General features: G+C 72.8%; 14 protein-coding genes. 3 read left to right on the top strand and 11 right to left on the bottom strand.

Annotated elements, in window-relative coordinates:
• Positions 1 to 27: 27 nt before the first annotated feature.
• From purL to purS, 3 genes are read right to left on the bottom strand one after another with little or no spacing between them, the layout of a single operon-like run.
• Entirely contained in the window at positions 28 to 2,886 is a 2,859-nt protein-coding gene (gene purL / locus R6Y94_RS28920) for a phosphoribosylformylglycinamidine synthase subunit PurL (RefSeq protein WP_412102912.1), read from the bottom strand.
• Positions 2,883 to 3,566 carry a phosphoribosylformylglycinamidine synthase subunit PurQ gene (purQ, locus tag R6Y94_RS28915; RefSeq protein WP_318399002.1) on the bottom strand — a complete coding sequence of 228 codons (684 nt, stop codon included), beginning with the start codon at positions 3,564 to 3,566 and terminating at the stop codon, positions 2,883 to 2,885. The genes purL and purQ overlap by 4 nt, the downstream gene beginning before the upstream one ends.
• On the bottom strand, positions 3,563 to 3,826 hold the full coding sequence (gene purS, locus R6Y94_RS28910; RefSeq protein ID WP_318399001.1) for a phosphoribosylformylglycinamidine synthase subunit PurS: 264 nt from the start codon (positions 3,824 to 3,826) through the stop codon (positions 3,563 to 3,565). The genes purQ and purS overlap by 4 nt, the downstream gene beginning before the upstream one ends.
• A gap of 357 nt (positions 3,827 to 4,183) precedes the next feature.
• Between purS and R6Y94_RS28905 the strand changes: the two genes are divergently transcribed.
• Positions 4,184 to 4,864, top strand: coding sequence for a S1 family peptidase (locus R6Y94_RS28905; protein ID WP_318399000.1), 681 nt, complete (start codon positions 4,184 to 4,186; stop codon positions 4,862 to 4,864).
• A gap of 219 nt (positions 4,865 to 5,083) precedes the next feature.
• Positions 5,084 to 5,542 (top strand): YbjQ family protein, encoded by a 459-nt coding sequence (locus R6Y94_RS28900; protein ID WP_318398999.1) that lies wholly within the window; start codon positions 5,084 to 5,086, stop codon positions 5,540 to 5,542.
• 28 nt (positions 5,543 to 5,570) lie between these two features.
• Here the strand turns inward: R6Y94_RS28900 and R6Y94_RS28895 are convergent, their stop codons facing one another.
• From R6Y94_RS28895 to R6Y94_RS28885, 3 genes are all read right to left on the bottom strand, one after another.
• Positions 5,571 to 6,077: a hypothetical protein gene (locus tag R6Y94_RS28895; protein ID WP_318398998.1), complete on the bottom strand. Its 507-nt coding sequence runs from the start codon at positions 6,075 to 6,077 to the stop codon at positions 5,571 to 5,573.
• A 139-nt stretch (positions 6,078 to 6,216) separates the two neighbouring features.
• Positions 6,217 to 7,641 (bottom strand): adenylosuccinate lyase, encoded by a 1,425-nt coding sequence (purB, locus tag R6Y94_RS28890; RefSeq protein ID WP_318398997.1) that lies wholly within the window; start codon positions 7,639 to 7,641, stop codon positions 6,217 to 6,219.
• A gap of 82 nt (positions 7,642 to 7,723) precedes the next feature.
• Positions 7,724 to 8,647 (bottom strand): hypothetical protein, encoded by a 924-nt coding sequence (locus tag R6Y94_RS28885; protein WP_318398996.1) that lies wholly within the window; start codon positions 8,645 to 8,647, stop codon positions 7,724 to 7,726.
• A 333-nt stretch (positions 8,648 to 8,980) separates the two neighbouring features.
• Here R6Y94_RS28885 and R6Y94_RS28880 point away from each other — a divergent pair, with 333 nt between their 5' ends.
• Positions 8,981 to 11,404 carry a sigma-70 family RNA polymerase sigma factor gene (locus R6Y94_RS28880; protein WP_318398995.1) on the top strand — a complete coding sequence of 808 codons (2,424 nt, stop codon included), beginning with the start codon at positions 8,981 to 8,983 and terminating at the stop codon, positions 11,402 to 11,404.
• A 196-nt stretch (positions 11,405 to 11,600) separates the two neighbouring features.
• Here the strand turns inward: R6Y94_RS28880 and R6Y94_RS28875 are convergent, their stop codons facing one another.
• The 5 genes from R6Y94_RS28875 to R6Y94_RS28855 form a co-directional block, all read right to left on the bottom strand.
• Positions 11,601 to 13,523: a sugar ABC transporter permease gene (locus R6Y94_RS28875; protein ID WP_318398994.1), complete on the bottom strand. Its 1,923-nt coding sequence runs from the start codon at positions 13,521 to 13,523 to the stop codon at positions 11,601 to 11,603.
• A 146-nt stretch (positions 13,524 to 13,669) separates the two neighbouring features.
• Positions 13,670 to 14,950, bottom strand: coding sequence for a hypothetical protein (locus R6Y94_RS28870; protein ID WP_318398993.1), 1,281 nt, complete (start codon positions 14,948 to 14,950; stop codon positions 13,670 to 13,672).
• Positions 14,951 to 15,023: 73 nt separating this feature from the next.
• Positions 15,024 to 16,373, bottom strand: a complete 1,350-nt coding sequence (locus R6Y94_RS28865; RefSeq protein ID WP_318398992.1) for an MFS transporter — start codon at positions 16,371 to 16,373, stop codon at positions 15,024 to 15,026.
• A 2-nt stretch (positions 16,374 to 16,375) separates the two neighbouring features.
• A complete protein-coding gene (locus R6Y94_RS28860; protein WP_318398991.1) occupies positions 16,376 to 16,951 on the bottom strand; it encodes a helix-turn-helix domain-containing protein in 576 nt (191 codons plus the stop codon).
• A 185-nt stretch (positions 16,952 to 17,136) separates the two neighbouring features.
• A complete protein-coding gene (locus tag R6Y94_RS28855; RefSeq protein ID WP_318398990.1) occupies positions 17,137 to 17,793 on the bottom strand; it encodes a UTRA domain-containing protein in 657 nt (218 codons plus the stop codon).
• Positions 17,794 to 18,096 lie beyond the last annotated feature (303 nt).

The following is an 18,096-nucleotide window of genomic DNA, read 5'->3' as shown; positions in this document are numbered from 1 at the left end:
GGAAGATCCGACCGCCGCGCGGTCGGATCAATCCGTCGGGCGATCTCCGGCGTCGGTCCGGGTCGTCGCCTCCTGGTCCGCGGCAGCGGTGCTCGGGGCGACGTCCACCGGAGCCGAAGCCGCGGGAGTGGCCTCACCGGCACCGGCGGTGTCGTCCGGACTGGGGCCGGCGGTGTCGTCCGGGGCGGCAACGGCGGCGGGACCTGCGGCGGCCTCCGGGCCGACGGCCGGCGCGGAGGCGGCAGCGTCGGATTGCACCGGCTCGCTCCCGTCGGCGGCGTCCGGATCGGCCGGGTCGGTGTCGACGACCGGCTCAGCGGCGCCCCGGTCGGCGCCGATCGGCGCCGGGTCCGGCGTGCTCGTCCCGGTGGCGACGGCTTCGGCCAGCGTCGCCGCGCCCTCGCCGAACAGGCTCGGCAGGGTCGCGCTGTGGGCCGTGCGCAGCTCCGGCAGGCCGATCGTGAACTGGTCCCGGATCTCCAGTTCGTTTCCGGCGGTGTCGGTGACCCCGATCAGGGTCCACGGCACGCCCCGCTCGACGCAGAGCGCGGTGAACGCCTTCTCGTGCCCACGCGGCACCGCCACCATTGCCCGGCCGGCCGACTCGCTGAACAGGAAGACGAACGGCATCGAGCCGGCGGTGAAGCCATCCGGCAGGGCGATCCTGGCGCCGACGCCGTGCCGGAGGCTCGACTCGACCAGCGCCTGGGCGAGGCCGCCGTCGGAGAGGTCGTGGGCGGAGCGCAGGTGCCCGACCCGGGCCGCCTCGGCGATCAGCTCGGCGAGCGCCCGCTCGGCCGCCAGGTCGACCTTCGGCGGTACCCCGCCGAGATGCTCGTGGGTGACCCAGGCCCACTCGGAACCGGAGAGTTCCAGCCGGGTCTCGCCGAGCACGAAGATCAGGTCGTGGTCGGCCCCGGTGGTCCGGGCGAAGCCCATCGGCACCCGCTGCGCCACGTCGTCCAGCACGCCCAGCACCCCGACGACCGGGGTGGGGTGGATCGCCGCCGCACCCGTCTGGTTGTAGAAGCTGACGTTGCCCCCGGTGACCGGGATGCCCAGCTCGGCGCAGCCGTCGGCGAGCCCGCGTACGGCCTCGGCGAACTGCCACATCACGCCCGGGTCCTCCGGCGAGCCGAAGTTCAGGCAGTCGGTCACCGCCACCGGCTTCGCACCGGTCACCGCCACGTTCCGGTACGCCTCGGCAAGCGCCAGCTTCGCCCCGTGGTACGGGTCGAGCCGGGCGTACCGGCCGTTGCCGTCGACCGAGATGGCGACGCCCAGCCCGGACCGCTCGTCGATCCGGATGACCCCGGCGTCCTCCGGCTGCGCCAGCACGGTGTTGCCGAGCACGTACCGGTCGTACTGCTCGGTGACCCAGGTCTTGTCGCAGAGGTTCGGTGAGGCGATCATCCGGAGCAGGGTCTCCCGGAGCGCCTCGGCGGTGGCCGGCCGGGGCAGCGTCTCGGCCCGGTCCGCCTGGAGCAGGATCAGGTCGGCCGGCTCCCGCATCGGGCGGGCGTAGACCGGACCGTCGTCCACCAGCGACCCTGGTGGCACGTCGACCACGGTGTGCCCCTGCCAGGTGACCAGCAGCCGCCCCGGACCGGAGCCCTCCGGGGCGCCGGTCACCTCACCGATCGCGCTGGCCGGTACACCCCACTTCTCGGCGATCCGGAGCACCGCGTCGAGCTTCTCCGGGGCGACGATCAGCAGCATCCGCTCCTGCGACTCGCTGGCCAGGATCTCGTGCGGCTGCATGGACGCCTCGCGCAGCGGTACCCGCTCCAACAAGACCCGCATGCCGGTGCCGGCCGCGGCGGTGGTCTCGGTGAGCGCGCAGGTCAGTCCGGCGCCGCCGAGGTCCTGGATGCCGACGACGAGTCCGGCGTCGTACAGCTCCAGGCACGCCTCGATCAGCAGCTTCTCCATGAACGGGTCGCCGACCTGGACCGACGGGCGGCGCTGCGCGCTGCCGTCGTCGAAGGTGGCGCTGGCCAGTACGGAGACCCCGCCGATGCCGTCCCGCCCGGTCTTGGCGCCGAGCAGCACCACGACGTTGCCGGGGCCGGCCGCGGCCTTGTTCTGCAACCGCTGCACCGGCAGCACACCGAGGCAGAGCGCGTTGACCAGTGGGTTGCCCTGGTAGGAGGCGTCGAACACGACCTCGCCGCCGATGTTGGGCAGCCCGAGCGAGTTGCCGTACGTGCCGATCCCGGCGACCACGCCGGGCAGTACCCGGGCGGTGTCGGGGTGGTCGGCGGCACCGAACCGCAGCGGGTCCATCACCGCGACCGGCCGGGCACCCATCGCCAGGATGTCCCGGACGATCCCGCCGACACCCGTCGCCGCGCCCTGGTGCGGCTCGACGAAGCTGGGGTGGTTGTGCGACTCGACCTTGAAGGTCACCGCGAGCTGGTCGGAGATCTGGATCACCCCGGCGTTCTCGCCGATGCCGGCCAGCAGCCGGTCGCTCGGCGGGGCCTTCTCGCCGAACTGCCGCAGGTGCACCTTGCTCGACTTGTAGGAGCAGTGCTCGCTCCACATGATCGAGTACATCGCCAGCTCGGACTGGGTGGGGCGGCGGCCGAGGATCTGCCGGATCTGGTCGTACTCGTCGTCGCGCAGACCCAGCTCGGCGTAGGGCTGGAGGTCGCCGGGGGTGGCCGCCGCGTTCGAGACGGTGTCCACGCCGCCCGGGTAGCCGTTCACCGGCAGCTCCGCGGCGACGCTCACCGGCACCGCCTGGCCCGGCACGGGCTGCTCCGCCGGAGCCGGCTGACGCACCGGGTCGACGGCCGGGCCGGGCCGCGCGGCGGGGCCGGATGCCGAGGGGTGGTCGGCGAGGGCGGGCTCCTGGCCCATGACCTCACTCCGTTCGATCATGCGGGTACTCCCGCGAGGTGCTTGAGGACCGACGTGAAGAAGCCGAGCCCGTCGAGGGATGGGCCGGTCAGCGCCTCCACGGCGTGCTCCGGGTGCGGCATCAGCCCGACCACGTTGCCGGCCTCGTTGCGGATGCCGGCGATATCCCGTAGCGATCCGTTCGGGTTGCCGCCCAGGTAGCGAGCCACCACCCGGCCGGTCGCCTCCAGCTCGTCGAGGGTGCGCTCGTCGGCGACGTAGCAGCCCTCACCGTTCTTCACCGGGATCAGGATCTCCTGCCCGGGCTGGAACGCGTTGGTCCAGGCGGTGCCCGCCGACTCGATCCGCAGCACCTGGTCGCGGTTGCGGAAGTGCAGGTGCTGGTTGCGGGTGAGCGCGCCGGGCAGCAGGTGTGCCTCGCAGAGGATCTGGAACCCGTTGCAGATGCCGAGTACCGGCAGGCCGTCCCGGGCTCCGGCGGCGATGGTCTCCATCACCGGGGCGAACCGGGCGATGGCGCCGCACCGCAGGTAGTCGCCGTAGGAGAAGCCGCCGGGCAGCACCACGGCGTCGACGCCGTGCAGGTCGGGGTCGTCGTGCCAGAGCGACACCACCTCGGCGCCGGCGATCCGGGCGGCCCGGGCGGCGTCACGGTCGTCCAGCGATCCCGGGAACGTCACCACGCCGATCCGGGCGGTCATGGATTGCTCTCCTCGGCGTCCCCGGCCTCGGCCACCCGGACCGAGAAGTCCTCGATCACCGGGTTGGCCAGCAACTTGTCCGCGATCTCCCGAGCCCGGTCCAGGTCCGGCTGGCCGGTGAACTCGATCTCGATCCGCCGACCGATGCGCACGGAGGACACGTCCGTGACTCCGAGCCTCGGCAGCGCATTCGCGACGGCCTGGCCCTGGGGATCGAGAATCTCCGGCTTGAGCATGACGTCGACGACGACGCGAGGCACTGGGCACTCCTGACTGTGTACGCAGTTGGGTGCCGGCCCACGAAAGGGGCGAGCGGAGCCAGCGTACCCGGCCGACCAGCGAGTTGACGCACGGGCCGGCGCGTCGATGCCCCGACGGACCGGGGGTGCCCGCCGGGCGCCTCCGGTGGACCCGGTCACCCGACGGAGAGGGTCGGAAACCGACCACAGAGGTTCACCCTTGTGAATAGGTGACGAACGGCTTAGCGTGTGGCGTCAAACGTCCGGTTGCTAGCACCGAACGTTGAGTGTCCAGACCCGTATGGCGGACATCCTCCCGCCTACGGCGGCTCAAACCGACCCGGTGACCCCGGGTAAACCCCCCGGAAGGAGCCTCCCGTGCGTCTTCGCCGAACCCTGGTGATGCTCGCCACCGCCCTGGCCGGCGCGCTCGTCGCGCCGTCCGTCGCCTCAGCCGCCCCGGTCAGCCCGTTCATCATCGGTGGCGGCACCGTCTCGTCGGCCCCGTGGGCCGCGGCCGTGTTCAGCAACGGCTCGTTCACCTGCTCCGGCACCATCATCGCGGCCCGCTGGGTGCTCACCGCCCGGCACTGCGTCAGCGGCACGATGTCGGTGCGGGTCGGCAGCGTCAACCGGTCCTCCGGCGGCACCACCAGCAGCGTGACCGCCAGTTACGCCCGCTACGACCTGGCGCTGATGAACCTGTCCACCTCGATCAACACCAGCTACATGCCGCTGTCCAGCGCGTACCCGCCGGTCAACTCCACCAACTCGATCTACGGGTGGGGGATGACCTGCTACAGCGGCTGCTCGGCGTCCACCACCCTGAAGACCGCCACGGTCCGGGTGACCAGCACGAACGTCACCGACGCGTACGGCGGCCGGGCGATCCGCAGCACCCGGATCAACGGCAACGCCTGGCGCGGTGACTCCGGCGGCCCGCAGGTCTACAACGGCGCCCAGGTGGGTGTCGCGTCCACCGCCGACGGGCAGAGCATCCAGAACTACGGCAGCGTCGCCTACAACCGTTCCTGGATCACCTCCGTCTCCGGCGTCTAGGCACCACTCCACGCCCTCCTCAGGGGTATGGCGCGGACGTTCCGGCTGCGTTGGGACGTCCGCGCCGCGCCGTTTCCGTCAACTCCACGCCGTTTGGCGGCGTGGGTGCAGGTGTCGGGCTCCCGGGGCCCTTTCGCGGCAGCCGCGCCGTTTCGCAAACTGGAGCGATGTGAACAGCCCTCGCAAAGCGGGCGGCCCCTGCTCTGCCAGCATCAAGGTGTGCTGGTCGTGACGACGGATCATCTACCGGGGTACGAGATCCGCGCAGTACTCGGCGAGGTCGTATCTTCCCAGGCCCGAACCCGGAACCCGTACCGGGAGGGCGTGAAGAACCTCCGTGGTGGCGCCTATGACCCCAAGGCGCCCGAGAACCTCACCCGCTGGCGTACCGACGCCGTACAGAAGTTGGGTGAGGAAGCGACCCGACTCGGCGCGAACGCCGTGATCGGGATGCGGTTCGACCACCGCGAGGTCGGCGAGATGTGGATGGAGCTGTGCGCGTACGGCACGGCGGTGGTGGCGGTCCGGCAGCCACCGGAGAATCCACCCAGCGACCAACCGAAGGTGGCGGCCGAGACGGCGCACCTGGCGGAGCCGCTGGACTCCGGGGCGATCGCCGAGGCGCCCAGCGCACCGGACCTGGGCAGCGCCGCCGGCACCCCGACACCGCGCAACTGACCGGAGGAAGCTGCCGCCGAGGCAGGCGTCATTCGGGTACGCAGCGGAGCAGGATCTGCCGCATCGAGCCCATGCCGTACCAGTCGACGTCGCTGGAGAGTTCCGCGACCTCGCGGAGTACCGGCCCGAGCGGCACCCCGGCCGCCCTCGCCTCCCGGATCAGCTCGGTGAGTGTCAGCAGCTCATCCCGGGTGTCGAGGCCCTGGTCGCGGGCGGAGAGCAGCAGCAGTTGGCGCCGGAACCGCTCCGCCGTGTCGGCCGGAAACGGCAGCCCGACGCCCCACTGGAACGACCGGTGCTTCCGGAACAGCCCCCGGATCGCCGTACGCGTCGACTCGTCCCCTTCGGCGTACAGGGTGAGGAGCGCGGCCAGGACCACGGCCGCCTCGTCGGCCACACCGGCCTGCTCGACTGCGGGCGGTGCCGCCCGCAGCCGGTCCGCCCACTCCGGGTCGGCCAGGTCGACGGGGCGGTTGGCGATCGGCGCGATCGCACGGTCCAGCCGGGACACCCGGTCGGCCAGGTCGTCGAGCATGGCCCCAGTGTGCGACCCGGCCGCCAACGGGCCCGGCGGGTCGACGGCTGGACCCGCTCGGCGGGCGGCCCGGCGGGTCGGCGGTCAGGGCCGGCGGATCGGCGGGCGGCCCGGCGGATCGGCGGTCAGGGCCGGCGGCTCAGAGGATCGGCGCCGGGTCGTAGGCGGCGGCCTCGGGGTGCGCCGCGACCACCGTGGCGATCCGGTCGACCACGGCCCGGACCTGTGCGGACGCCGCCCCGGCGAAGCCGGCACGGTCGGCGACCAGCTCGTCGATCTCGGGCCGGGTCAGCCCGAGCCGGCCGTCGGCGGCGAGCCGGTCGAAGAGGTCGTTCTCGGCGGCACCCTTCTCCCGCATCGCCAGCGCCACGGCGACCGCGTGCTCCTTGATCACCTCGTGCGCGGTCTCCCGACCGACCCCGCGCCGCACCGCCGCCACCAGGAGCTTGGTGGTGGCCAGGAACGGCAGGTAGCGGTCCAGCTCCCGGGCGATCACCGCCGGGTACGCGCCGAACTCGTCCAGCACGGTCAGGAAGGTCTGGAACAGCCCGTCGGTGGCGAAGAACGCGTCCGGCAGCGCGACCCGGCGTACCACCGAGCAGGAGACGTCGCCCTCGTTCCACTGGTCGCCGGCCAGCTCGCCGACCATCGACAGGTAGCCCCGGATGATCACCGCGAAGCCGTTGACCCGCTCGCTGGACCGGGTGTTCATCTTGTGCGGCATCGCGCTGGAGCCGACCTGACCCGGGCGGAAGCCCTCGGTGGCCAGCTCCTGGCCGACCATCAGCCGGATCGTTGTGGCCAGGCTGCTCGGCGCGGCGGCGGCCTGGGCCAGCGCGGAGATCACGTCGAAGTCCAGCGAACGCGGATAGACCTGGCCGACGCTGTCCAGCACGCGGCGGAACCCGAGGTGCTGGGCGACCCGGCGCTCCAGCTCGGCCACCTTCGCCGCGTCCCCGTCGAAGAGGTCGAGCTGGTCGGCGGCGGTGCCGACCGGACCCTTCACGCCGCGCAGCGGATAGCGCCCGATCAGCTCGGTCAGCCGCTCGTACCCGATCAGCAGCTCCTCGGCGGCGCTGCCGAACCGCTTGCCCAGCGTGGTCGCCTGGGCGGCGACGTTGTGCGATCGGCCGGTCATCACCAGGTCGGCGTGCTCGACGGCGAGCCGGGCCAGCCGGGCCAGGGTGGCGACCACCCGGTCCCGGACCAGTTCCAGCGAGGCGCGGATCTGGAGCTGCTCGACGTTCTCGGTCAGGTCCCGGGAGGTCATCCCCTTGTGCAGCTGCTCGTGTCCGGCCAGCGCGCTGAACTCCTCGATCCGTGCCTTCACGTCGTGCCGGGTCACCCGCTCCCGGGCCGCGATCGAGGCCAGGTCGACCTGGTCCAGCACCCGCTCGTACGCCTCGACCGCCCCGTCCGGCACCGGCACGCCGAGATCGCGCTGTGCCCGGAGTACGGCCAGCCAGAGCCGGCGCTCCATCCGGATCTTCTCCTCCGGGGACCAGAGGGCGGCCAGCTCGGCCGAGGCGTAGCGGTTGGCGAGGACGTTGGGAATGCTGGTCACCCCGCCATTCTCGACCATCCCGCGACCGACCGGCCTACCGGCCACCGGCCGGGCGGAACCGTCTCGCCCAGGGGCCGCCGGCTCAGCCCTCCGTGCGGTGCCGGAAGTCGGCGAGGTGCCGGAAGAGCGTCTGGGTGGCGGGGATGTCGTCGGGGAGGTCCTGACACCACAGCCGGGCGGTGGCCAGCCCGATCCGGGCCAGCCCACGGGAGAGCACGACCGTACGGTGCGCCAGCTCGGCCGAGGCGGTCGTCGGCACGACGTATCCACCGGGCCAGAGCCGGATGATCGGCTCGCCGTCGGGAAAACTGGCCCGGAACCGGGTGGCGACCCGGGCCCGGAGCACGGACTCCTCGGCGATCGCCTGGTCTTCTCCGCACTCCGTCCGTGGGGTGGCAGGCCCGGCCTCCGGTGGTGGGACCGGACCGGTCATCGGTGACGAGGCGGGACCTGCCATCGGTGACGGAACGGAACCGGCCGCCGGTGGTGGGACGGCGAGGTCGGCGACCAGCAGCACGTGCCGGTTGCCGAGCGGGACACCGGCTCGGCAGGCGCGCCGGGCGATCTCCTTCAGCACCACCCGGAGCTGGCCGACACTGCCGAGCCGGGGCAGCGCGCCGACACAGGCCGCCGCGTGGTCCGGGACGAGGGTCGCTGCGGTCCACGAGTCGCAGAGTGTTCGTACCAGGTGGGCGGGGGGTTCGCCGGCCGGGAGCTGGCGGTACAGCGCGGTGAGGTCGGCGAGGGTGTCGTCGACGCCCATCCCGGCGGCGGCCCTGGCCCGGCCCAGCCGGGCGCAGGCCGGCCGTGGATCACGCGTCTCCGCGATGGCTCTGGTCAGGCTGTCGACCGCAGGCGTCCACCACCCGCCGGTCCGCTCCGGGCAGCGGCGCAGCGCCGCCGCCCGCCACGCCTCGCGCAGGACGACCGCCTCGGTGCGGAAGCGGGTGATGGCGCGTGCGCGGCGGTGCGCCGCCGTCGGTGTCAGTCGGCGTTCGTCGTCCATCCGGGTCAGTACTCCATCCGTCGCGGCAGTTCCTCTCGTCTAGACGGAGATTGCCGAGCACCGTGACGGCGCCCGGAATAAAAACAACAAAACGGATTAATGGTGTAGGCAGCTCAACAACGCTCCCTCACCTTCTGCCCTTGGCCACTTGCTGTTGGTAGTTTGGTCCCGCCCGACGAGCCTTCAGCCCGACGAGACGGCCGAGCCAGCAGCGGACCAGCCCAGGAGCCCGGCCGAGCCGCAGGAACGCGGGCCAGGCCCAGGAACCCGGCCGAGCCACGAGCGCCCGCACTGCCCACGACGGACCGACCACACCTCAGGACTTGGCAGGACATGGCGGACGACCACGACAGCGCTGCCGTCGACGTGCGGAGCGACCTACAACTGATCCGGGCCGTTCGGGCCGGTGACACCGACGCCTACGCCACCCTCTACAGCCGACACGAAACGGCGGCCCGGCGACTGGCCCGTACGCTGGATCCTCGTCCCTCCGAAGTGGACGAGCTGGTGGCGGAGGCCTTCACCCGGGTCCTCGCCGTACTGCGCGGCGGGCACGGGCCCAATGCCGCCTTCCGCACCTACCTGCTCACCGCCGTGCGCAACGTCTTCTACGACGAGGCCCGCCGTACTCGCCGGGTCGAACTCGTCGACGACATGGCCCGCCACGATGCCGGCGAACCCTTCACCGACCCCGCCGTGCGGAACCTGGAACAGGCGATGGTCGCCCGGGCGTTCGCCGCGCTGCCCGAACGGTGGCGCCTGGTGCTCTGGCACACCGAGGTGGAGGGCGATCCGCCGGCGACGGTCGCGCGCCTGCTCGGCGTCCGCCCCAACACGATCTCGGCGCTCGCCTACCGGGCCCGGGAACGCCTACGCCAGAACTATCTGCGTGAGCATGCCGCCGCTCGCACCGACGACACCTGCCGCTGGGTCGCCGAGCGGCTCGGCGCGTACGTCCGGAGCGGACTGTCCCGGCGGGAGGCGGCCGACGTGGAGAGCCACCTCTCCGGATGCCGGGCCTGCCACCTGCTCTTCGTCGAACTCGGCGACCTCAACACCGGCCTCGGCGCCGTGCTGGCTCCCGCCGTGATCGGCGCGACCGCGGCCGCCGGCTACGTGAGCACCGGAACGGCGGCTCCGGGCGCCCTGTGGAACCGGGTCCGGCGGGTGGCCCGCCGCCGGGTAACCCAACTCGTCGCGGCCGGCCTGGTACTCGTCGCCCTGGCGGCGGTCGCGCTGACCCTCACCGGCAACCCGGGGCCGGTCGCCGGGCCGGAACAGCCGGCCCCGGTCCCCCCGACCGGACCGCAGGATCCGGGACAGACCTCCGAGCCCACCCCCGACCCGCCGGGCCCCACCGAGCCCGGCACCGTCGGCGGCCACCCGCCGGGCGGGCCGGGTGCGGCGGGCGCGACCGACGGGGGCCCACCAGGCGCCACCGGCCCGGCCCGCCCCGGAGCGGTGGCCGTCGCGCTGGCGCCGGTCGGCACGCTGGTCCGGGGCCGGTCCGCAGTGCTGTCCATGACCGTCACCAGCAGGGCCGGGGCGAACAGCGGCGGAGGACGGCTGCCCGGGACGTTCCGGGCCGGACTCGCCGCGACGGGTCCGCTCAGCGCCCGACTGACGCTGCCGAGCGGGATCCGGCTGCGCGCCGGCGCTGCCGGGGACGGCTGGACCTGCACCGCCGGCACCTCCGGCACCTGTCGGCGTGGGCCGCTGGGCCCGGCGTCGTCGAGTACGGCGTACCTGCCGGTCACGGTCGCGGGCACCGCTCGGGGCGGCGCCGTGCGGATCACCCTCGACACGCCGGGCCTGCCGACCCACAGCGCGTCGGCCCAGCTCGCGGTCGCCGGCACCGGACTCTCCGCGGTCTTCGCCGGTACGGTGCCGGCGCGGCTCACCACCGCCGGCAACTCGCTGCTGTCCTGCCCGGACCTCGACCTCACCTGCCGGGCGGCCCGGTCGGGTCGCCCCGCCCTCGGTCGCGTCGACAACGGCCACTACCTGATGACCCGGTACTCGGCGCCGGGCGCACCGGCCGGCGCGCCCGGCGGTGGAATGGTCAGCGGCGCCACCGTGAGACTGACCGGCCGGGTCCTCTGGGCCGGCCTCTACTGGGCCGGCACCGGGCACTCGCCGGCCAGCCCGACGGCGTACGTCCGGGCACCGGGCGGCACCCGCTACACCCCCGTCCGGGCTTCCCGGGTCGACGACTTCCCGACCACCCTTGAGGGGCGGCGCGGCTACCAGGCGTTCGCCGACGTGACCCGGCTCGCCCGTAGCGCCAGCTCCGGCACCTGGTGGGTCGGGCTACACCGGAGTGCCTTCCTCGGCGGGATCGGCGCGTTCGGCGGCTGGAGCCTGGTCGCCGTCGTCGCCGACGGAGGCCCATCGCGGGCCGTCGCGGTACTCGACGGCGCCCTCGCGCTCCGGCCCGGCGGCGCGGTGACCGTTCCGTTGCCGGGTGCCCCGGGCGCCGACGCCCAGATCGGGTTCGTCGGCTGGGAGACCGACCGGGCGAGCGTCGGCGACCGGCTCGACATCAACGCCGGCCCGGTCGACCGGCAGAACCCGAACAACACCGGCGCCAGCCGGGCCGACGGAACGGCCGCCGGTTGGAACACGTTCGGTACGGACGCACGAGTGCTCCAGACCCGCCTGCCCAGCGACCGACCCGCCGTCGTCACCGCGCGGACCGGCCGGGACGCCTGGCTGCTCGGCACGCTCGCGATCAGCGCCAGGGCGCCGGCCGGCTAGCCGCGAACGCCTCGACCGCCGCGCATCCGCACGGATGCGGACTGTAGAGCTGCCCCGCCTCTGCGCCCGCCACCGTCGCGGGCCGACCTTCACCTGTACGCCAAAGGCGTTACCGGGCCGGGTAGCGCCTTCCACGTCCAGGTCACTGCCCGGGGCGGCACGGGTGGGGCAACACGGGTGGCGGTCGGGCGCGGCGCTACTCCGCCCTTCCCGTCGACGGCGGCTCGGTTTGCGAGGCCCAGGGCGACTGGGATGACTGTGACGGCTGTGCCGACTGGGGCGGCTGGCCCGGTTCAGGCGGTGGGCCGTACGGCTGGGGCGGCACCGGCGGTCCGCCGTACGGGCCGGGCTGGAGCGGCTGGGGCGGGTACGGCGACGGCGGCACCCCGTACGACGAGGCCGGGTACGGCTGGGTCGGGGGCCCGTACGGCTGTGCGGGCACCGGCTGGCCGCCGAACCCGATGTGCGGCGGCGGACCGGGCTGCGGCGCCGGCTCGACGGCTGACCGGCCCACCCGGATCGCCAGCCGGTCCAGGTAACCGACCTGGAGCCCGGCGAACGCCAGCAGGAACAACACTAGCAACGGCAGCGGCAGGACCAGACCCAGGAAGCCGGTGCCCCGGTTGCCGAACTCGGCCATCAGCATCTCGGCCAGCAACGGGGCCGAGGCGTTCTCCGGGTCGGACGTGACCAGGCGGGCCCACAGCGGCTGCTGGGCGCTGAACAGCCAGCTCAGCAGGAACGCGACGGCCAGCATCGGCAGTGCCGGCAGTAGCAGGGTACGGACGGCGTCCCCGCCGGCCCGCCACTTCGGCTGCTGTCCCCGGAACAGCAGGGTGAAGACGAACAGCGCCGGTACGCAGAGCCAGACCGGCGGGATCGTCCCGAGAAACGTGTTGACCTGGTCGTTTTCGCTGACCCGCTTGAACCCGGCGACGGCCAGTGGACCGATGCCCACGAAGAGCCACGGAGCGAACGGCAGGAGGAGCAGCTCGCTCCACCGGCCGAGCGGGCGCAGCGCCCCGATGCCGAACCCGGCCACCGCCGCCAGCAAGACCGACACCAGCGCCGAGACGAACGGTGGCAGCCAGGTGTTGACGAGTACGTCCACCGTGCTGACCCCGCCGGGCAGGTCGGCCCCGCTGAAGGCATGCCGCAGCCAGGGCGCGGAGGCCCAGCCGAAGACACCGAGCACGACGACCAGTCCGGCGATGACGATTCCGAGGTGGACAGTGGAGGGGCCACGCACCGGAGCCGGCGGGCCGCCGGGCCGGTCCCGCCAACCGTCGAACTCGATCCGGGTACGGCTGGCCAGCAGCAACCCGGTCGCCGCGAGCCCGAGCCCGCCGAGTACGACCAGCAGCAGCGTGGAGGTGGCCGCACCCAGGCCGAGCCGGAAGGTGGTGAAGCTCGTCTGCATCGTCCCGAGGACCGGTGTCATGGTCGAGCGTGCCGGCCCGCCGCCGGTGAGCAGCGCCGGCGCGGTGAAGATCTGGAGTGACAGGGCGAGCACGGCCAAGCCGACCAGCCCACCGACGGTGAGCAGGGCCGGCGTCGACCAGCGGCCCGGTTCCCGCTGCCGCAGCGCGCTCAGGAACGCCGTCGCGGCGACCGCCACCACCAGCCCGAACGAGGTCGCCGCGAGTATCCAGGTCAGCTCGAACCGCGCGCCGTCGCCGAGCGAGCCCGACTCGGCCAGCCGCAGCCGCCAGCCGAGGAGGACCGCGACCGGGGCGTACCCGGCGATCGGCACGGCCAGTACCGCCCGGGTGAGCAGCCGACCCAGCCGGCCGGCCCGGTCGGCGACCACCGCCAGCAGCGGCGCGACCAGCAACGCGAACGCGAGGGGCAGCAGACCGAGCAGCAGCGCCAACCCGAGCTGGCCCAGGAACCCGTCTTCGAAGACCGCCTGATAGTTCTCGATCCCGGCCGATCGCGGCTCTCGGAAGAGGTTTTCGTGCCGGAAGCTGGTCAGTACGGTGGAGGCGGTCGGTACGACGTACGACCAGATGAGCGCGATCAGTGCCGGCAGCAGCAGCGCCAGGCCGAGCAGCGCACGCCCCGCCGAGCCCGTTGCAGCCTGCGGAGCCGGATGATGCCCGGCCGGCGGAAGCGGCACCGTCCCGGATGGTTGCCCTGGATAGCCCATCGCGCATGCCCCCGCCGCTCGCCTGTCCGGCCACCGCGACCGTACCGGCCGTCGGTTACGGGCGCGAAGAACGCCGCGCCGTCTGAGCAGGAGTTGCCGATTCCGGCAATCCCGGGTCAGTCGGCCCGGCCGCCCGCCGGCAAGGCTGCCGGCGTTGCCGGTTCAGCATCCGTCGCCACCGACGTCGTGTCCTCCGACGACGTAGCGCGGGGCGTTGCGCCGTCAGGCGACGTGGCACCGGGCGTTGCGCCGTCGGACGATCCGACCCTGATCGCGAGCCGGTCCAGGTAGCCGAGCTGGATGGCGGCGAACGCCACCAGGAAGACCAGGAAGATCGGTAGTGGCAGCACCAGGCTGAGCAGACCACTGTCCAGCTCCCCCGTCCTGCGTGCCGTGTACTCGACCAGGGTTGTCGCGGCGTCGGTGGGCATCGCGCCGGTCAGCCACCCCCAGTTGGCCTGTTGCGCGTTGACCAGCGTGGTCAGCAGGACCGCCAGGAGCAGCATCGGCAGGGCCGGCAGCAGCAGGGCACGGCCGAGGCTGTCTTCGCCGCGCCATCGCGGATGCTGGGCCCGGAAGAGCAGGGTGAAGGCGAACAGTGCGGGCACGGAGAGCGCGGTCAACGGCACCAGGCCCAGCAGGCCGCGGTCGAAGCCGAGCAGCAGGAGGATGCGCGGGCCCCGGTCCAGCATCACCGGAGCCAAACCGACGAAGAGCCACGGCGCGAACGGCAGCAGGAGCAGCTCGCTCCACCGGCCCAGCGGGCGCACCGCCCCGATGCCGAAGCCGGCGATCGCGGCCAGCCCGACCGAGAGCACCGCCCCGATCAGCGGCGGCAGCCAGGACCGAACCAGCAGCTCGGTCGTGTCGAGGTTGCCGGGTACGCCGTCGCCCGGGAACACCTTCGTCAGCCACGGCGCGCAGGCCCAGCCGACGATGCCGAGGAAGGAAACCAGCGCGACGACCAGGAGGCCCGTTCGCGCGTACCGCCACCACCCACGGGTTGCCGGTGTCCGCTCCGCCGGCCGCACCGCTCCGTCCCGCCAGCCGTCGAACTCGATCCTCGCCTGGGTCGCCAGCAGCAGCCCACTCGCGCCGAGACCGAGCAGCCCCAGCACTGCGAGCAACAGTGCGGAAGTCGCGGCGGTCTGCCCGAGGCTCTCGACCGAGTAGTGCGACAGTACGCCCATCAGCGGTGTCCGGGTGGTGGCCCCGGGCGCGACTCCGACGATCATCGACGGCACGGTGTGCACCTGGAGCGCCATGGCCAGCACGCCGAGCGCCAGCACGCCGCCGACGGTCAGCACTGCTGGGCCGGGGCGACGGCCCGACGCCGAGCGCCCAAGCGCACTCAGGTACGCCGTGGCCGCGACCGCGACGACCAGCCCGAACGACATCGCGGCGAGGATCCAGGTCAGGTCCAGCCGGGCATCGTCCGCCAGGCCAAAGCGGAGGGTACCGGCTTGTCGATCACACGTTATCTGCGACGCGGCCAGCACCTGTCGGCCGCTCGTCCAGTTCGGAGGCGGCCAGTGGCCGCGGAACCGGAGCCGTGCCGGGTGCCAGGCTGTCAGCGGGAGCCGGCACCGCACCGGCAGCCGGAGTCTCGGCGGAGAGGCGGCGTACGCCGGGATCGGCCAGCATGCCGAGCACCGCGACGAGCACGATGCCGGCGGCGACCAGCAGGGTCGGGTCGTTGCCGATCTCCTCCGCCACCGGACCGATCGCGATCTGGCCGAGCGGGATCGCCAGGAACGAGCCGAGCGCGTCGTACGAGTAGACCCGGGCGAGCTTGTCGGCGGGGATGTTCTGCTGCATCGACGTTTCCCAGGCGACCGAGAACTGCTCGACGGCCAGCCCGGCCACGAACGCGGCGGCAACCAGTACCACCACGGACGGCGCCCGGGCCAGCCCGAGCAGCAGCAGTACGTCGGCGAACATGCAGAACACGCCGAGCAGGAGCAGCCGGCGTACCCGGATCCGGAGCGCGACCAGCGCCCCGGCGACCATGCCGGCGGTCTGGGCGGCGAGCACCACGCCCCAGGCGGTCCGGCCGATCGTCTCGTCCGCCACGTCGGGGCCGAGGACGTTGACCGAGCTGGCGTAGGCAAAGTTGATCAGCAGGAAGCCGAGTACCACCACCCAGACCCAGGAGCGCGCGACGAACTCGGTCCAACCCTCGCGCAGTTCGCGGATCGGGTTGGCCCGCTCGTGGCGCGGGCCGGCAACCGCGTGGACGCGTACCCGGGCGAATGCCAGCCCGGCCAGCGCGAAGGTCGTGGCGTCCACCAGCAGGCCCCAGCCCGGTCCGACGCCGGCCACCAGCACGCCGCCGAGCGATGCGCCGCCGATCATGGCGGCGTTGATGCCGAGCCGGTTGAGCGCGTTGGCCGACTGGAGCAGCTCGGCCGGCACGGTCTGCGGGACCAGCGCGGCGGCGGCCGGCCAGGCGAAGGCGGCCACCACGCCGTTCGCGGCGGCGAGCGCGACCAGCGCCGGGATCGTCGCGGTTCCGGTCAGCACCAGCGCCGCGACCGCGCCCTGGGTGAGCGCGGCGAGCGTGCAGGAGACCACCATCACCGTCTGCCGGGGCAGCCGGTCGGCCAGCACGCCGCCGAAGAGCAGGAACACCACGTGGGTCAGCGACCGCGCGCCGACCACCAGGCCGAGGTCGCGCACGCTGTCGGTGAGATCGAGTACGGCGAACGCCAGCGCGATCGGTGCGACCGCGTTGCCGAGCATGGTGGCGGCCCGACCCGTCGCCAGATAGCGGAAGGGCCGGTGCCGCAGCGGCGCCAGCGCGCCGTCCCGGGTACCCACGATCAGTCCTGCATCCGGAAGAGGGCGACGGTGGCGCTCACCCGGGCGGTGCCGGGGGTGTGTGGCGGTCGGGCGGCGTGGTGCAGCCGGGCCGACGCCTCGGCGATCGTGTTCCGGATCTCGTCCCAGGTCTCCGGGTCGATCCAGAACTCGGCGTCGGTGAGGAAGTTGCCTGGCCCGCGCCGCAGGTGGTGAGCGCGGCGGCGCAGTTCGGCGGCGAGCGCGTCGTAGAGCAGGCGGTGGTCGGAAGTGGCCCGGCTGTCGGCCGGCGTGGATGCGGGTTGGTCGGGCTGGCGTGCCGGGTCGTAGCGGTAGCGCTTGGCGGCACCGCCCCGGATGCGCTCCTCGCCGGCCACCTCGATCAGGCCGGCGGCCAGCAGGTGCCGCAGGTGGTAGCTGGCGTTGGCGTGGGTGAGGTCCAGTTCGCGGGCGATCTCGGCGGCGGTCAGCGCCGACGCGGTGAGCAGGGAGAGGATCCGCATCCGTACCGGATGGGCCAGGGCCCGAAGCCGGGCGGTGGGATCCGGCGCATCGCCGGCGCCCGGTTCGTGCTCTGGATCGTCAACTCCCAAAGACATGTTGGGGAGTGCAGGAGGCGCCGACCCAACTATCAAACAGTTATTGGGGAGTTGTACCGACGAGAGCTGGATGGGCGTCGGCGCGATGCGGGCCGGCCACGCCGGTCTCAGGGACTGTCGAGCTGCCCCACTTGTGCTCCCGCCACAACCACATCCGCTGACGACCCACAGACAGAGGTTGACGGTCAGCTCTCCGGCGGGACGTCCTGGCGGTACTGGAGCTCCTGAAGGTGGCTGCCCTTGATCAGGATCGACGCCTCGACCGGACGGTCGGACTCGTCGCGGATGACGCGAAACTGCTGGATAACCGGAACGTACGGCGGCAGCGCCAGTGCCTCGACCTCTTCGGTAGTGGGCATCCTCGCCGAGATGCGGTCGCGCAGATCCCGCTGCCGGTGGCCGTTGTCCGCCAGCACCCGAGCGGCGCCACCAGCGATTCTCCGGCGCCTGGCCAGATCTGTGCCCCTGGCGATCGCAACCGGATAGTACGACCAGGAAAGCTCCACCGGCTCGTTGCCTTGCAGCAGCAGCCGGTGCCGCATGACTGCCAAATCGTCGCCCGAGTCGAGTGCCTGCGCGACCCCGGCGGGTGGCACAACCTCGGCAACGTCGATCAGGCGGTACTCGTAGCCACCCCGGGTAGGCGTGATGTAGGCGGCGGCCTCCACCACGAGCGGCTGTCGATCCCGCACGTAGACGCCCCTGCCCGTTTCGCTGTAGACGGAGCCCTCTGCCTTCAACGCCCCGAGAGCGCGCTGAACAGTCGCAGTTGCCGCCTGATATGTCGCCACCGCAGCCCGGCACCCGTCACGACTAGGCCCATTCCCGTCCCTCCGGTCCATTCAGCAAGAGTGATCCTTGCTGCATTATTCGAAAAGCAGTGAGGTTGCCGAAGTAGGTCGTTTACAGGCTGCCCCGACAGCCAGGCCGGCCTGCTGACGCCCCGAACTGTGAGCCATCGCCATCCGGGCCGTACGGCAATACGGCTCTCTGCGCCGCGATCCGGTTCGAATCAGCGGGGGGCGTACGTCCACGTCGAGGCGACGAGAGGCGAGCCGATGACCGTCTACCTGTCCAGCAGCCTTGCCGAGCAGGACACGGCCGATGCGCAGGCCGCGTACGACATGCTCGACGCACACGTACTC

The organism is Plantactinospora sp. KLBMP9567 (assembly GCF_033446045.1).
GTDB lineage: Bacteria > Actinomycetota > Actinomycetes > Mycobacteriales > Micromonosporaceae > Plantactinospora.
Note: the sequence above shows the minus strand (reverse complement) of the source record. Positions and strands in the feature narration are given on the sequence as shown.

Excerpts from the sequence above, each read along its gene's own strand:
- purL (WP_412102912.1), bottom strand. The coding sequence starts at position 2,886 with ATGATCGAACGGAGTGAGGTCATGGGCCAGGAGCCCGCCCTCGCCGAC.
- purQ (WP_318399002.1), bottom strand. The coding sequence starts at position 3,566 with ATGACCGCCCGGATCGGCGTGGTGACGTTCCCGGGATCGCTGGACGAC.
- R6Y94_RS28895 (WP_318398998.1), bottom strand. The coding sequence starts at position 6,077 with ATGCTCGACGACCTGGCCGACCGGGTGTCCCGGCTGGACCGTGCGATC.
- R6Y94_RS28885 (WP_318398996.1), bottom strand. The coding sequence starts at position 8,647 with ATGGACGACGAACGCCGACTGACACCGACGGCGGCGCACCGCCGCGCA.
- R6Y94_RS28880 (WP_318398995.1), top strand. The coding sequence starts at position 8,981 with ATGGCGGACGACCACGACAGCGCTGCCGTCGACGTGCGGAGCGACCTA.
- R6Y94_RS28870 (WP_318398993.1), bottom strand. The coding sequence starts at position 14,950 with ATGTCGTTCGGGCTGGTCGTCGCGGTCGCGGCCACGGCGTACCTGAGT.
- R6Y94_RS28860 (WP_318398991.1), bottom strand. The coding sequence starts at position 16,951 with ATGTCTTTGGGAGTTGACGATCCAGAGCACGAACCGGGCGCCGGCGAT.
- R6Y94_RS28855 (WP_318398990.1), bottom strand. The coding sequence starts at position 17,793 with ATGGACCGGAGGGACGGGAATGGGCCTAGTCGTGACGGGTGCCGGGCT.